General features: G+C 63.0%; 15 protein-coding genes. 8 read left to right on the plus strand and 7 right to left on the minus strand.

Annotated elements, in window-relative coordinates:
* Positions 1-3: 3 nt before the first annotated feature.
* Genes LPW39_RS21235 through LPW39_RS21245 form a run of 3 tightly spaced genes read right to left on the minus strand, consistent with a single transcriptional unit; the run spans position 4 to position 2,427 of the window.
* Positions 4-822 (minus strand): SPOR domain-containing protein, encoded by an 819-nt coding sequence (locus LPW39_RS21235; protein ID WP_230779926.1) that lies wholly within the window; start codon positions 820-822, stop codon positions 4-6.
* A gap of 40 nt (positions 823-862) precedes the next feature.
* Positions 863-1,714, minus strand: coding sequence for a biotin--[acetyl-CoA-carboxylase] ligase (locus LPW39_RS21240; RefSeq protein ID WP_230779929.1), 852 nt, complete (start codon positions 1,712-1,714; stop codon positions 863-865).
* Positions 1,711-2,427: an SET domain-containing protein gene (locus tag LPW39_RS21245; RefSeq protein ID WP_230779949.1), complete on the minus strand. Its 717-nt coding sequence runs from the start codon at positions 2,425-2,427 to the stop codon at positions 1,711-1,713. The genes LPW39_RS21240 and LPW39_RS21245 overlap by 4 nt, the downstream gene beginning before the upstream one ends.
* 162 nt (positions 2,428-2,589) lie before the next feature.
* On the opposite strand from LPW39_RS21245, the gene LPW39_RS21250 reads away from it, so the two are divergent.
* The 8 genes from LPW39_RS21250 to LPW39_RS21285 all read left to right on the plus strand — a co-directional run bounded on the left by LPW39_RS21250 (position 2,590) and on the right by LPW39_RS21285 (position 10,762).
* A complete protein-coding gene (locus LPW39_RS21250; protein WP_230779952.1) occupies positions 2,590-5,526 on the plus strand; it encodes a DNA topoisomerase III in 2,937 nt (978 codons plus the stop codon).
* A 46-nt stretch (positions 5,527-5,572) separates the two neighbouring features.
* On the plus strand, positions 5,573-6,106 hold the full coding sequence (locus LPW39_RS21255; RefSeq protein ID WP_230779955.1) for a hypothetical protein: 534 nt from the start codon (positions 5,573-5,575) through the stop codon (positions 6,104-6,106).
* A gap of 39 nt (positions 6,107-6,145) precedes the next feature.
* Positions 6,146-6,490: a hypothetical protein gene (locus LPW39_RS21260; RefSeq protein WP_230779959.1), complete on the plus strand. Its 345-nt coding sequence runs from the start codon at positions 6,146-6,148 to the stop codon at positions 6,488-6,490.
* Between the two features lie 105 nt (positions 6,491-6,595).
* Complete coding sequence (locus LPW39_RS21265; protein WP_230779963.1) at positions 6,596-7,207, plus strand: class I SAM-dependent methyltransferase; 612 nt, start codon at positions 6,596-6,598, stop codon at positions 7,205-7,207.
* 67 nt (positions 7,208-7,274) lie between these two features.
* The gene (locus LPW39_RS21270) at positions 7,275-8,069 is read left to right on the plus strand and encodes a tRNA-uridine aminocarboxypropyltransferase (RefSeq protein ID WP_230779966.1); all 795 of its coding nucleotides are present in this window, start codon (positions 7,275-7,277) and stop codon (positions 8,067-8,069) included.
* Between the two features lie 371 nt (positions 8,070-8,440).
* On the plus strand, positions 8,441-8,758 hold the full coding sequence (locus LPW39_RS21275) for a DUF4148 domain-containing protein (RefSeq protein ID WP_230779969.1): 318 nt from the start codon (positions 8,441-8,443) through the stop codon (positions 8,756-8,758).
* A 147-nt stretch (positions 8,759-8,905) separates the two neighbouring features.
* Positions 8,906-9,232, plus strand: coding sequence for a DUF4148 domain-containing protein (locus LPW39_RS21280; RefSeq protein ID WP_230779972.1), 327 nt, complete (start codon positions 8,906-8,908; stop codon positions 9,230-9,232).
* A gap of 1,179 nt (positions 9,233-10,411) precedes the next feature.
* Entirely contained in the window at positions 10,412-10,762 is a 351-nt protein-coding gene (locus tag LPW39_RS21285) for a DUF4148 domain-containing protein (RefSeq protein ID WP_230779975.1), read from the plus strand.
* A gap of 67 nt (positions 10,763-10,829) precedes the next feature.
* Here the strand turns inward: LPW39_RS21285 and LPW39_RS21290 are convergent, their stop codons facing one another.
* The 4 genes from LPW39_RS21290 to LPW39_RS21305 form a co-directional block, all read right to left on the minus strand.
* Entirely contained in the window at positions 10,830-11,072 is a 243-nt protein-coding gene (locus LPW39_RS21290) for a hypothetical protein (RefSeq protein WP_230779978.1), read from the minus strand.
* 63 nt (positions 11,073-11,135) lie between these two features.
* A complete protein-coding gene (locus LPW39_RS21295) occupies positions 11,136-11,678 on the minus strand; it encodes a ferritin-like domain-containing protein (RefSeq protein WP_230779979.1) in 543 nt (180 codons plus the stop codon).
* A 110-nt stretch (positions 11,679-11,788) separates the two neighbouring features.
* The gene (locus LPW39_RS21300; RefSeq protein WP_230779982.1) at positions 11,789-12,427 is read right to left on the minus strand and encodes a DUF924 family protein; all 639 of its coding nucleotides are present in this window, start codon (positions 12,425-12,427) and stop codon (positions 11,789-11,791) included.
* A gap of 102 nt (positions 12,428-12,529) precedes the next feature.
* Positions 12,530-13,585 carry an acyltransferase family protein gene (locus tag LPW39_RS21305; RefSeq protein ID WP_230779985.1) on the minus strand — a complete coding sequence of 352 codons (1,056 nt, stop codon included), beginning with the start codon at positions 13,583-13,585 and terminating at the stop codon, positions 12,530-12,532.
* Positions 13,586-13,700 lie beyond the last annotated feature (115 nt).

Here is a 13,700-nt window from a genome sequence, read left to right on the forward strand (position 1 = left end):
GGCTCAGGAGCAGCTGCGCAGGTCCTTGCCGTCCATCACATGCCAGCTCTGCACACGCTTCTTGGTGGCTGCATCCAGCTTGGGCAGTCGCACGGTGTAGCTGACGGTCTCGGGACGCTCGACCACCACCTTGGCGCCGCTCACGCCTTTCCTGCCGATAGTGGCCAAATGGCGCTCGGCGGCCTCCTCGCTGGAAAAGCGCCCCAGCGAGATGCCCGGCTCCAGGCTCGCGATGCGGGCACGGTCGGTGCTGATGTCGAGCGCACGCAGCTCGTCACGGCGCGTGTCCAGCGCTTCCTGGCTGCTGAACTTGCCGACATAGACCATCCAGCGGCCGGCGCTGGTGCTGCTGTCCAGGCGCCAGCTGCCCTCTGGCAACTTGGCCAGTTGCAAGCGCAGCGCTTCGATCTGCTTGGCATCAAAGCTGCCAGCGACCAGGCATTCTTTTTTCTCGGGCTTTTCAGGCTTGTCTGCCGGCTTGTCAGCGGGCTTGTCCGCCGCCTTGGCCGCCAGTTTGTCGGCCTCGGCAGCTGCCGTTTTGTCTGCGCTGTCGGCAGCTGGCTCCACTGCGGCAACAGGTTCGGATACGGGTGCGGCCACTGGCGCCAGTGCAGGCTCGGCCGTCACCGTGCGCGCCTGCTCCTGGGCCTGCCTGGCCTCTTGCGGGGTCAGAATGCGCAGCGCATCGGGCTTGACCTGCTGCTGCACCCGCTCGGGCTCGGAGGGGTCTTCCGGGCCCCAGCCCAGGCTGCGCAGCATGCCTTGCGAGAACGCGTAGTAGCCGGCGTTGGCCAGCAGCAGCACGATGGCAAAACGAATCATCTCCGCTCCTGTCTCTTCATTCTCTGGTCCTGCAGCGCGCTCAAGCCGCGCCGGCCTTGGGCCGCACGCTGACTTCCGAGCTGGTCACATCCACCACACCCGCAGCGGTCTGCACGCGCAACGCGCCATCGGCGCCTACACCCATGGCCAGGCCGGCCGTACCGTCACTCAGGCCTACCTCGCGGCAAGCCAGCGCATCGCGCTGCGCATAGGCCGCTTGCAGCGGCGCAAAGCCCTGCTGCGCAAAGGCTTGGATGGCGGCCACCAGCGGCGGCACCACGGCCTGCAGCGCCTGTGGCGCGTCCCAGCGGCTGTCAAGCATCTGCAGGCTGCCGGGAATGGTCGACAGGCCTTCGGCCTGCGGGGCCCGAACATTGATGCCGATGCCAATCACCACATAGCGCTCGGCCTGCTGCTGGCCATCGCCCGCATGCGTGCGGGCCGAGACAAAGCTGGCGGTCTCGACCAGGATGCCGGCCAGCTTGTGGTCGCCGGTCAGCCAGAGGTCATTGGGCCATTTGAGGCCAATCGTCGGGGTGCTGGAGCCAGCCTCAGGCAGCTGCGGCTGCAGGCTTTGCGCCACCGACACCCCAACGGCCAGCGACAGGCCCGACCAGTCGGCCGGCGCCAGCGGCAGGCCCAGCGACATCAGCAGCGAGTCACCGGCCTCGCTGCGCCAGGGCTTGCCCATGCGGCCCCGCCCTGCGGTCTGTTGCTCAGCCACCAGCAAGATGGGTTCTTGCCGGCCGGCCCGGGCGCGGCGCATCAGCTCGGTATTGGTCGAGTCGATGCTGGGCAGCACCTCGATCGTGAAGCCCGGCAACTGCGGCTCCACCGCTTCCCAGATCGCTTCTGCCGGCCAGCGGATGGGCGTGTTCTGTGTGTCGCTCATGCGCCCGCCTTGGCCATCTTCTGGCCCTTGGTCTTCTTGTCGGCCTTGGCTTTCTGGTCGCTCTTTTTCTTGTCCTTGGCTTTTTTGTTGCCCAGTGCCTTGTCTGCGGCCTTGGCCTTGTTCTTTTCCGCCTTGGCAGGTTTAGCGGGCTTTGCGCCATCGGCAGCGGCCGCCTTGGCCTTGCGCTTTTTGGGCAGCACCGGCTCGGGCAAGTCCGAGGCGGGTACCTTGGGCTTCCAGCCGCGCTTGGGTGCCAGCATCGTGCCCCGGCATTCGGCCGCACCGCAGTGGCAGGCGTAGTCGGCCTTGAGCTTGGCGGTGTAGCGCTCTTCGATGATCAGGCCGTAGTCATAGCCCAGCTCCTCGCCAGCGCTGATGTTGCGCAGCGCGCTGATGAAGATGCGGTCATCCACCTCTTCGGCAAAGCAGTTCGGGTCGCAGCTGTGGTTGATCCAGCGGGCCGAGTTGCCGCCGTCACCGCCGTCGATGACGCGGTCGCCATCGATCTGGAAAAAGAAGGTGTGGTTGGGGTGGTCCGGGTCGTGCGGGTGGCGGCGCTGGCTTTCTTCGTAGCTGATGACCTTGCCCGCATATTCGACAATGACTTCGCCTTCTGCGATATCCTGCAACGCAAAAACGCCCCTGCCGTGCACGCCCGAACGCCGTACCTGGATACGACGACCTGTTGAAAAATGGGGAACATGGTTCGGCATGGGATTTTTTCTGCTACTTTAAAAATAAGCACATGCGCATGTGCGCACACGTACACATGCAGGCGCCCGCGCACATGCGCGTAAAGCGTGCATTGTAAGAGCGTGCTCAAAGCGCCAGCAACCCACAGTGTTGGCAGACCCCAGTTTGATGAGAGTGAACCCATGTCCAAGACCCTGGTCATTGCAGAAAAGCCGTCCGTTGCACAGGACATTGTTCGTGCACTGACGCCGGTGGCAGGCCAATTTGCCAAACACGACGACTACTTTGAAGCCGAGAACTTCATCGTGACGAGCGCGGTGGGTCACCTTGTGGAGATCCAGGCCCCCGAAGAATTTGATGTCAAACGCGGCAAATGGAGCTTTGCCCATCTGCCGGTCATCCCGCCTTACTTTGAACTCAAGCCCGTCGACAAGACCAAGACGCGCCTGAACGCCGTCGTCAAGCTGGCCAAGCGCAAGGATGTCACCGCGCTGATCAACGCCTGTGACGCGGGCCGCGAGGGTGAGCTGATCTTCCGCCTGATCGAGCAATATGCCGGTGGCGCCAAGGGCGGCCTGGGCAAGCCGATCCAGCGCCTGTGGCTGCAGTCGATGACGCCGCAAGCCATCCGCGACGGCTTCAACAAGCTGCGTTCGGACAACCAGATGCTGGGCCTGGCCGATGCCGCCCGCAGCCGCTCCGAAGCCGACTGGCTGGTGGGCATCAACGGCACGCGGGCGATGACCGCGTTCAACTCGCGCGACGGCGGCTTCTTCCTGACCACCGTGGGCCGCGTGCAGACGCCCACGTTGTCGCTGGTGGTCGAGCGCGAAGAAAAAATCCGCAAGTTCGTCAGCCGCAACTACTGGGAAATCCACGCCGAGTTCAACGCCCAGGCGGGCGCCTACCCGGCCAAGTGGTTCAACCCGGGCTGGAAGAAAAGCGACGACGCGGAGGCCAAGGCCGACCGCGTCTGGACCCAGCAAGAGGCCCAAGCCATTGCCGATGCCGTGCGCCGCAAGCCCGCCACGGTGACTGAAGAGTCCAAGCCCACCACGCAGGCATCGCCGCTGCTGTTTGACCTGACCAGCCTGCAGCGTGAGGCCAACAGCAAGTTCGGCTTCTCGGCCAAGACCACCTTGGCACTGGCCCAGGCGCTGTACGAGCGCCACAAGGCGCTGACCTACCCGCGTACCGATTCGCGCGCGCTGCCCGAAGACTACCTGCCGGTCGCCCGCCAGACCTTTGAGATGCTGGCCCACAGCAATATGCAGCAGCTCGCGCCGTTTGCGCAGCAGGCCATTGGCGCCAACTACATCCGCGCCAACAAGCGCATCTTTGACAACAGCAAGGTGTCGGATCACTTTGCCATCATCCCGACCACGCAGGCGCCTGGCGCGCTGAGCGAGGCCGAGCACAAGCTCTACACCTTGGTGGTGCGGCGCTTCATGGCAGTGTTCTTCCCCAGCGCCGAGTACCAGGTCACCACCCGTATCAGCCAGGTGGAAGAGCACCACTTCAAGACCGAAGGCAAGGTGCTGGTCAAGCCCGGTTGGCTGGCCATCTACGGCAAGGAAGCGGCCCACGAAGTGGAAGACGCCAAGGAAGGCGACAAGGGCCAGAACCTGGTGCCGGTGCAGCCTGGCGAGAAGCCGGTGGCCGACCCGGTCGACCCCAAGGGCCTCAAGACCAAGCCGCCCGCCCGCTACTCGGAAGCGACCCTGCTGGGCGCGATGGAGAGCGCCGGCAAGCAGATCGACGACGACGAACTGCGCGAAGCCATGCAGGAAAAAGGCCTGGGCACGCCTGCGACGCGCGCAGCCATCATTGAAGGCCTGCTGACCGAGAAATACATGCTGCGCGAAGGCCGCGAGCTGATCCCCACGGCCAAGGCCTTCCAGCTGATGACCTTGCTGCGCGGCCTGCAGGTGGAAGAGCTCTCGCGCGCCGACCTGACCGGCGAGTGGGAATACAAGCTCGCGCAAATGGAAAAGGGCCAGCTCTCGCGTGAAGCCTTCATGGCAGAGATCCAGTCCATGACCGAGCGCCTGGTGAAAAAGGCCAAGGAATACGACCGCGACACCATCCCCGGTGACTACGCCACGCTGTCTGCGCCCTGCCCCAACTGCGGCGGCGTGGTCAAGGAAAACTACCGCCGCTATGCCTGCACCGGCGTGGGCGGCAATGGCGAGGGCTGCGGCTTCTCGTTCACCAAATCGCCTGCAGGCCGCACCTTCGAGACCGCCGAGGCCGACCAGCTGCTGCGCGACCGCAAGCTGGGCCCGCTCGACGGCTTCCGCTCCAAGGCCGGCTGGCCCTTTGCTGCCGAAGTGGCCATCGTGCGCGACGAGGACAACAACAACTTCAAGTTCGAGTTCCTGTTCGAAGACAACAAGTCCGATGAAGAATCGGGCGAGCTGGTGGATTTTGGCAGCCAGAACGCCTTGGGCGCCTGCCCCAAATGCGGCGCGCCAGTGTTCGAGCATGGCGCCAACTATGTCTGCAGCAAGGCCGTGCCCACGGCCCAGCAGCCCACGCCCAGCTGCGACTTCAAGAGCGGCCAGATCATCCTGCAGCAGCCGATCGAGCGCGACCAGATGGCCAAGCTGCTGGCAACCGGCAAGACCGACCTGCTCGACAAGTTCGTCTCCAACCGCACGCGCCGCAGCTTCAAGGCCTTCCTGGCCTGGGACAAGGAGGCCGGCAAGGTGAACTTCGAGTTCGAGCCGCGCGACAGCAAGTTCCCGCCCCGCAAGGGCGCGGCCGCCAAGACGGCGGCCAAGACCGCCACGAAGACCGCAAGCAAGACCGCTGCCAAGGCCACGAAGACGGCGGCCAAAACCGCTACCAAGTCGGCCACCAAGACCGCCGCCAAAACGCCCCGCAAGGTTGCCGCGACGCTGACCCCCAGCCCCGCACTGGCGGCCGTGATCGGCAGCGAGGCCACCTCGCGCCCCGAGGTCATCAAAAAGCTGTGGGACTACATCAAGGCCAACGGCCTGCAGGATGCCAAGGACAAGCGCGCGATCAACGCCGACGCCAAGCTGCAGCCGCTGTTTGGCAAGGACCAGATCAGCATGTTCGAGATTGCCGGCATTGTTGGCAAGCATGTGAGCTGAGCGCCGGGATGCAGCACCACCGCACCGCCCGCTGGGCCTGCCAGACGTGCTGAGCATGGCCAAGGGCGAGCCGCTGCAGTTGCTGGCGCTGGCCTTGGGCATCTACCTGCTGCTGGAGGCCAGCTTTCATGGCATGGCCTGGCTGCTCGCCCGCATCATTGACCGCGCGGCGCGCCGCCAAGGCCAAATCACCGAGCCCAGCCCTGCACACTGGCGTGCCATCTTCTACCGCTTGTTTGCCGTGCTGGCCGTGCTGATGCTGAGCCACTGGTTCAGCCTGGGCGTGCATGGGCCAGACTGGCAGCAGTGGCTGCTGGGCGCTGCCATCATCGCCACCGTGCTGTCGGTGGTGATGCTCTGCGATGCCTCCATCATCCAGAAGCTCAAGAAGGACAGCCATCCGCACTTCAGCAATATGCAGGAGATGGGGCTGCTCTACATCCTGCGCCACCTGCCGTCGCACCGGCAGTGGTATTTCAGCGCAGCCTACCTGCCCCTGGCCCGGCGCTTGAACTGGGGCATCAGCCTGCTGGCCTTTCTGCTGCTGTACCTGGATGTGCGCTTCTACCAAGGGGGCTGATACAGTGCCTGCCATGCCCCAACCCCCATTGCCACTGCCATGTACCTGCGCCCTGCCTACCGCCGGCTGATCTGGCTGGCCCTGGTGGCAGCCTGCGCTGCCGTCCTGTTCGCCTGGCGTGGCCCAGCGCTCATGGGCGATGCCGAACAGGCCGCCAGCGGGTTGTGGCGCAAGGCCTCGTCCCCTCCCCCACCCAGTGCCGAAGAAGTGCAACGCAGCCAGGCGCGGCGCGCGGCGCCAGACGGCGGCAGCGGCCAGGCACGGCCCGCAGCCGTGCCGCGCAAATGCCAGCTGAACGGCCAGACCATCTATACCGACGGCCCCTGCCCGGCAGGCAGCCAGGAGCAGATCGTGCCCGAGAACCTGTCCGTCATCCCGCGCTGAAACCGCCCCGCCGCAATACCGCAGCGCCCCACCCGCATGCGCCATCTGCGCGATACTGCCTGCGCAATGCACAGCGGTGCTGCATTGCATTGACAAAGGATATGCGTGCAATCAGCGGACAGGCAATGGTTTGACGAGGCGTACTACCAGCGCTTTTATTTCGACAAGAAAACCAGCGTGGTCGACCCCGCCCATGCCGCGCGCCTGGGTGCCTTTGTCTGCAGCTATCTGCAGTATGTGCGTGTGCCGGTGCAGCGGGTGCTGGATGTCGGCTGCGGCATCGGCCTGTGGCGCGATGCGATTGCGCAGCATTTTCCGCAGGCCAGCTACCTCGGGGTGGAATACAGCGAGTACCTGTGCCAGCGCTACGGCTGGGAGCGAGGCTCGGTCGTGGACTATGCGCCGGCCGATGGCCAGCCCTTTGACCTGGTGATCTGCCAAGGCGTGCTGCCGTATCTGAGCCCCGCCGACCTGAAGCTGGCGCTGGCCAACCTGGCGCGGCTGAGCCGGGGCGCGCTCTATGTGGAAGCCGTCGCGCGCGAAGACTATGAGCGCGACATCATCGACGATGCGCTGACCGACCCGCGCCTGTACCGCCACCGCGCCGAGCTCTACCGCCGCGGCCTGGCCCAGGGCTTTACCGAGCTGGGCGGTGGGGTGTGGCTGAGCCGGCGCGCCGATGTGCCACTGTTTGCGCTGGAAGCGGTGCAGAACTGAACAGCACATCGCGCGGCGCTAAACCCGCTGCGCTGCTGGGTTGGACTGGGCGACGACAATAGCGCCCGTGTCTTCTCACCCATCCTCTCCCACTGCCAGCGCTCCCAGCACTGTTGGCGCCCTTGTCCCCCATGCCGTCTCGCGCCTGCGCGCCGAGCGGCTGCAGCGCAGCACCCGCCCTTTTCTGGCCCGGGGCGGCCCCAAGGGGGAGCGCTGCGAGGGCTGCCGCCTGCGCCCCAGCCACTGCCTCTGCGCGCTGCGGCCCACGCAGGCCACAAGGGCAGGCATGTGCCTGCTGATGCACGATGCCGAGCCGCTCAAGCCCAGCAACACCGGCTGGCTGATTGCCGATGTGGTGGCGGAGACCTTTGCCTTTGGCTGGTCGCGAACGGAGATGGATGCGGGCTTGGAGGCACTGCTGGCCGATGCGCAATGGCAGCCCTATGTGGTCTTCCCCCAGGAGTTTGTGCACGAGCCCGGCCGCGCCGTGCAGCAGCTGCCACCGCCAGCGCAGCAGGAAGGAGCGCGCAGGCCGCTGTTCATCCTGCTCGATGCCACCTGGCCCGAGGCACGCAAGATGTTCCGCAAGAGTCCCTACCTGGACCGCTTTCCGGTGCTCAGCCTGCACCCGGAGCAGATCTCGCGCTACCAGCTGCGGCGCTCGCGCCGTGACGACCATTTCTGCACCGCCGAGGTCGCTGCGCTGTGCCTGGATCTTGCCGGCGCCCAGCGCGCAGCCCAGACCCTGGAAACCTACCTGGACATCTACACCCACCACTACCTGCAGGCCAAGCACCAGCTGCCGCCCGACTGGCGCAGCGCTGACCACCAGCAGCTCCAGCGCCTGCAGAACGCCCCGTGACAGCACTGTCACTGTCGTATAAAGCAAGCTAATCTGGTTGCCATAGCAGCCACCATCTCGGGTCAACCCTGACAGGGTTAGCCGGCGGGTCCTCCGGCCCAGCTACATCCCCTGTTTGCCGGAATTCTCCTACGCATGCGCCTCTCTGGAGAGAAGTGCATGCCTCTGAGCACCTCTGGACGATTGCATACCGTCAAAAAAATTAGATTGTTTTTCAGAACAATCTATTCCGATTTAGGCTATTTATCGGAGACGGGCCAGTGCATACACTAACTACATCGATCAACGAGAACCACACAAGGTGCACCGCACCACCCGTTGAGCGAACCAGCCCCTCATGGTGAGTCGCTGGAGTTCTCCAGGAGTTAAAAATGAACGCACGTATTTTCTCGATCGCCGGTGTAGCTGCTCTGATGTTGGGTGCCGGTGTTGCCCAGGCCAACCCCTTTGAAGGCGACCGCTCGATTGCTCCCCCCGTTGCCACCACCAGCGCCGTGAGCCGCGCCGATGTGCAAGCGCAATTCGTCGAAGCCCAAAAGAACGGCACCCTGCTGTTCAAGGGCGACCAGTTGCAAGCCAATGCCTTTGAAAAGGGCGGCAGCACCCTGTCCCGCGCCGAAGTAGTGAAAGCCGCCCACGACGCCCGCGTTGCCGGCACCTTGCCCGAAGGCGAAAGCTTCGGCGAATAAGCCCAGGCAACCGCGCTGAGAGTGGGCCGCAGGCCGCTCTCGCATCCACCCCCCCGATTCCGAATCAACAACCTATTTTTTGGACGCCGCCGCTCCCACAGCGCAAATCAATGATTTGCCAGCAGCGCGGGTCCTTGGAGAGTAACCATGTTTGCACGCAATATGTCCGCTTTGATGATGTCCGCCGGTCTGGTGTTTGCCGGTGCTGCCAGCGCCGCCACGACGGCCCCGGTCGGCAATGGCTCCGACTACCCCGCCTACCCTGCCGCCCACAGCACCTTGACCCGCGCCGAAGTGCAGGCCAAGGTGACCGAAGCCCAGCGCAATGGCTCGATGGCCGTGATCGGTGACCGCATGAACACTTTCCGTGCGGAAAGCGCCCCCTCGACCCTGAGCCGCGCCCAAGTGCAACAGCAAGCCCATGACGCCCTGGTTGCCGGCACCTTGCCTGAAGGCGAATCCTTCGGCGAATAAGTAAAAAAACGCTCTGCCAGGCAGATGCTGGCAGAGCGGTGAGATTTTCAGGCCTCCGCCATTGGGCAGGGTCTGAGACAGCATGAAAGCGGGCATTGCCCGCCACATAACTAAAACGCATCTAGTGCGTAGCCCGGCCAGACCTTGTCCCATTGCGTCTGGGCCGTGCTCTTGGTAGCCACTGCCGGTTCGCCGGCAGTGGTCTTTTTACATCCCCATCCAATGCAAACCCGCTCTGGGTGCATTACTGCTGCCTGTTTGCTTGCTGGTGCTCAGTCGCGGCCCGGGCAGACCTGGCCCTACCGGCTGCAGCGCTCGCTCCGCGATGACGCCATTTTCATGGTTCAGGTCGCCACCCTAGTCCGGACCCCGCGGGCAACCTGCGCGCAGCCCAGACACTGACAACCGCTTGCGACCCCAGACCACCAGCACGTGTAAACGCCCTGTAGCGGTACTGTTACTGTCATGTAAACAAGCCTAATTCGGCGCAGACTGTGCGCGATTTACCGGCAAACCCGGACAGGGTTAACCAAGGCTCAGCAGCAAAACTCCGTCGCATTTATTGGACTAATTTCTCTTATAAGCCAAGCTTTATGCAGCATAGCTGGTATATCTGCCGATAAAAGCACGATCCCAAGATCTTTAAAAGATTAGATTATTTTTCAGAACAATCTATCCTGATTTAATACATTAATTATTTTATGAATTTCAATAGAATGAATTCATCGATCAGCAACCGTCTATGAAGAGTGACCAACACCAGCCGTTGAGCGATACCAGCAACTTATGTCGGGTTGCTGAAGTTCTAAAGGAGTTTGAAATGAACCGATGTTTCTCACAATCACCGATTTAGCTGCGCTCAGGGCACCGCCCCGCTGTGGGCCACCAGCGCAAAAGTGCCACGCCTGTTACCAGCGATCCGCTGCAATGCAAAGCATTTGATAAGTGACCAGCCACCTACCACCCCCGAGGGGGTAGCAGCCAGCCCTATCGCCAGCACCGTTGGCCCCATTGCCCAAAGGCAACCGCTTCGGCGAATTTCCCGGGCAAAGCGCCGAGAGTGCGCCCCTGACAACTCTCAGCCACGTTCCCTTCTTTCCACCTGTTTGCTAGATGCCACCGCACGCCGTTTGCTCATCAATGCATGGCGATCAACGCGGAGCGTCTAAGGAGAAAACCATGTTTGCTCGCAGTATGTCTACCTTGACGATCGCCGCAGGATTGGTGTTTGCTGGCTCTGCTGAACTGGCGCTGGCTGCCTCGGTCGGGGACTCGACCACCGAACCCGTCGGTGATGGCTCGTCTTACCCTGCCTATCCAAAATGGGATAGCACACGGACCCGCTCTGAAGTGCACGCCGAGATGGTTGAAGCCAGACGCAACGGCGCGATGGCCGTGATCGGCAACCACGTCAATACCCATGGCGAAGAAAGCCGGCCCTCCCGCCTGACGCGCACCAAAGTTCAGCAGCAGGCCCATGAGGCCATGATGGCAGGCACCCTGCCTCAAGGCGAGTCTCTCGGTGGGTAGAGGTACCACGCCCTTGTTCCGCGTTTAATAGCCACTGCCGGTCTGCCGGCAGTGTTCATTTTCCGTCTCAATCCAACGCAAAACCGGTTTCGGTCATCTGCAGCTGGCCATTCTCGCCCTTCTGCAACCAGCCTTGCTCACAGGCATAGTTCAGTGCAGCTTGCTGCTCTGTGGTGCTGACGCCATGGCGCTCCAGTACATTGCCAAGCGCCTCGGCATCCAGACCATCGCCCGCGCGCAGCAACTCCTCATTCACCATCAGGTAGAGCAGGTGCTTGGCATTCTTGCGTGTTGCTTCGGTATCGGTCATCTGTATCGTTCTCCAGCGGCATAAAAAAACCGCAACTCGGTTGCGGTTCAGGTAGCACGGCCCTTATTGGGCCTTTTTCATCCAATCGGACAGCTCATCGGCATGCTCTTGCTCCTGCTCCAGGATCTGCTCGATCAGGCGGCGTGTCGTGTGGTCCTTGTCGCCGATCAGATCGACCATCTGGGTGTAGGCCTCGATGGCGACGCGCTCGGCCACCAGGTTGGAGCGGATCATAGAGTGCAGGTCCATGTCGTCGTTGTAGTCGGCATGGCTGCGGCCCGTGAGACTGTCGGGATTGAAGTCGGGCTCGCCGCCCAGCTGGACGATGCGGGTCGCAATACGGTCGGCATGGGCCTGCTCTTCTTGTGCATGCACCAAAAATTCTTCTGCAATCGCAGGCGACTCCAAGCCGGTAGCCGTGAAGTGGTGGCGCTTGTAGCGCAGGATGCACACCAGCTCGGTGGCCAGAGAGTCGTTGAGCAGGCGGATGATGTCCTCACGGTATGGAGAGTCATCGGGCAGCACAGCGCCTTCTTCCAGGCTTTTCTTGGCGGCGTCGAGACGCTTGGTATCAAGCGCCAGCGGGGTGCGGGATTTATCTGGCATCGTGGCTTCCTTTTTTGTGGGAGGTTGTTTTGTTAACAGTACCCCTCCAAGGTAAACCCGCCGCAGCCCCGCGTCTGTGAGACAAGGGCTACTGTGCTTGCGCAGAAAGTTCAGAAACCGGAGCCGGGCTGGGCCAGGTAGTCCAGCTCTTCGGCGGTGCTGCGGCGGCCCAAGATCGCATTGCGGTGCGGAAAACGCCCAAAGCGGGTGATGACGGCCTGGTGGCGCAGCGCGTAATCCCAGGTGCCCTGCAGGTAGGTCTGCAGCTCGGCAGGCGCTGGATGGCTGTCGCGCAGTTGGGTGAACAGATCGACGCTGCGCTGCTGCAGGGCCGCATCTTCGGCATGCTCCAGTGGCAGATAGACAAACACCCGCACAGCTGCGGGCAGCTCCTGGTCCCGGCCGCTGTCGCACAAGCCCAGCGCCAGTTGCAGAGCGTGTGGGTCGCCGGCAAAGGACTCCGGCGTGCCCCGGTAGATATTGCGCGTGAACTGGTCAAGCACGATGATGCGGGCCAGCGTGTCCCAAACACTGTCCGTCCAGCCAGGCAAGTCGGCGTTGAGCGCCGCCTGCACCGTCGCGCCAAATTGCGCACGAATGCGCGCATCGAAAGCATCGGACTTGCTGAACCATTGCTGCTTGTGCTGCAAGGCCTCGCTGTTGCTGGGGCGAGCGCTACCCAACCAGAATTGCAGTACCTCGTCGGCAGAGGCGATGGGCACGGGTGCGGAAGCGGAAGCGGAGGTCATGGCAAGGCCTGTATCAATCAAAGCCCGTTTTTTACCATGCTGCCGCAGCAGCAGAAACAACAAAGCCGGGCAAGGCCCGGCTTTGTTGTGGGTGACCGCCGCTTATGCGGTGCGCGAACCCGCAGGTTGCTGCACTGGCTTGCTGCTGGAGCGATCGCGCAGGCCCAGCGCCCAGCGCTCGATGGTGTAGAAGGACAGCGCGGCAAACGCGGCCGAGATCGGCAGGCCCAGGATCACCACCCACTGCCAGTCGGTATGGGCGCGCAGCAGGCGCACAACAGGATAGTGCCAGAGGTAGATGCCGTAGGACATCTTGCCCACCCAGACCAGCGCCGGCAGACTGAGCATATCGAACAGGACACCCTTTTGCTTGCTCACCGCAACGATGATGGCAGCGGCGACCAGCTCCACCAGCGCAAAGCCCCAGAGCAGCGCACCGGCGTCGTCCCACCCATAGCCAATCACGGCAAAGGGCAGCACCGGCAACAGCCACAGCAGGTATTTCTGGCGGGCATGCAGCGCGTCCATCCACTCGGGGCGGTGCACGGCGACAGCGGCCAGCGCACTGCCCAGCAGCATGCCGGTGGCACGGGTGTCGAAGCGGAAGAAGATTTCATAGAAGTGCTGGCCCTGGGCCACCCAGTAGGCGCGCCAGACAAACATCAGCACCACCAGCAGCAGCACCGGGCGCCACAGCTGCTTGCGCGCGGTATGCGCCAGCAGCAGCACCAGCAGCGGTGGCCAGATCAGGTAGAAGTGCTCTTCGACCGACAGCGACCACATGTGCAGCAAGGTGTCCGGGCTGTCAAAGAAGGCAATACCGTAGTCGGCCAGATACAGCGCAGAGACCACCACGTCCTGGTTCACATCATCCAGGCCGGGCCAGATCAGCGGTGCAAACAGCCAATAGGCGGCCAGAAACAGCAGCAAGGCCGGGCCCAGGCGCAAAAAGCGGCGCTTGTAAAAGCGCCAGAAGTCCAAGCGGCCCGATTGCTGGTGTTCTTTCAGCAGCAGCGAGGTAATCAAAAACCCGCTGAGCACAAAGAACAGGTCCACGCCAAAGAACGCGCCATCAAACATCGGCGCATGGGCGTGGGACAGGAACACCAGGACGATTGCCACCGCGCGCATACCGTCCAGCGCAGGGTTGTATTTCATACGGAATCCAGACAAAACCAATGATCTCCATCTAACCGCAGCGGGGCCTAAGACCTTGCTGCGCTCCCAGACTTGGTGTCATTTATTGCGCTGCTTTGGTGCGGGCCCGGAGGCT

The sequence above is a fragment of the Comamonas koreensis genome (genome assembly GCF_021026195.1).
In the GTDB taxonomy this organism is placed as follows: domain Bacteria; phylum Pseudomonadota; class Gammaproteobacteria; order Burkholderiales; family Burkholderiaceae_C; genus Comamonas; species Comamonas koreensis.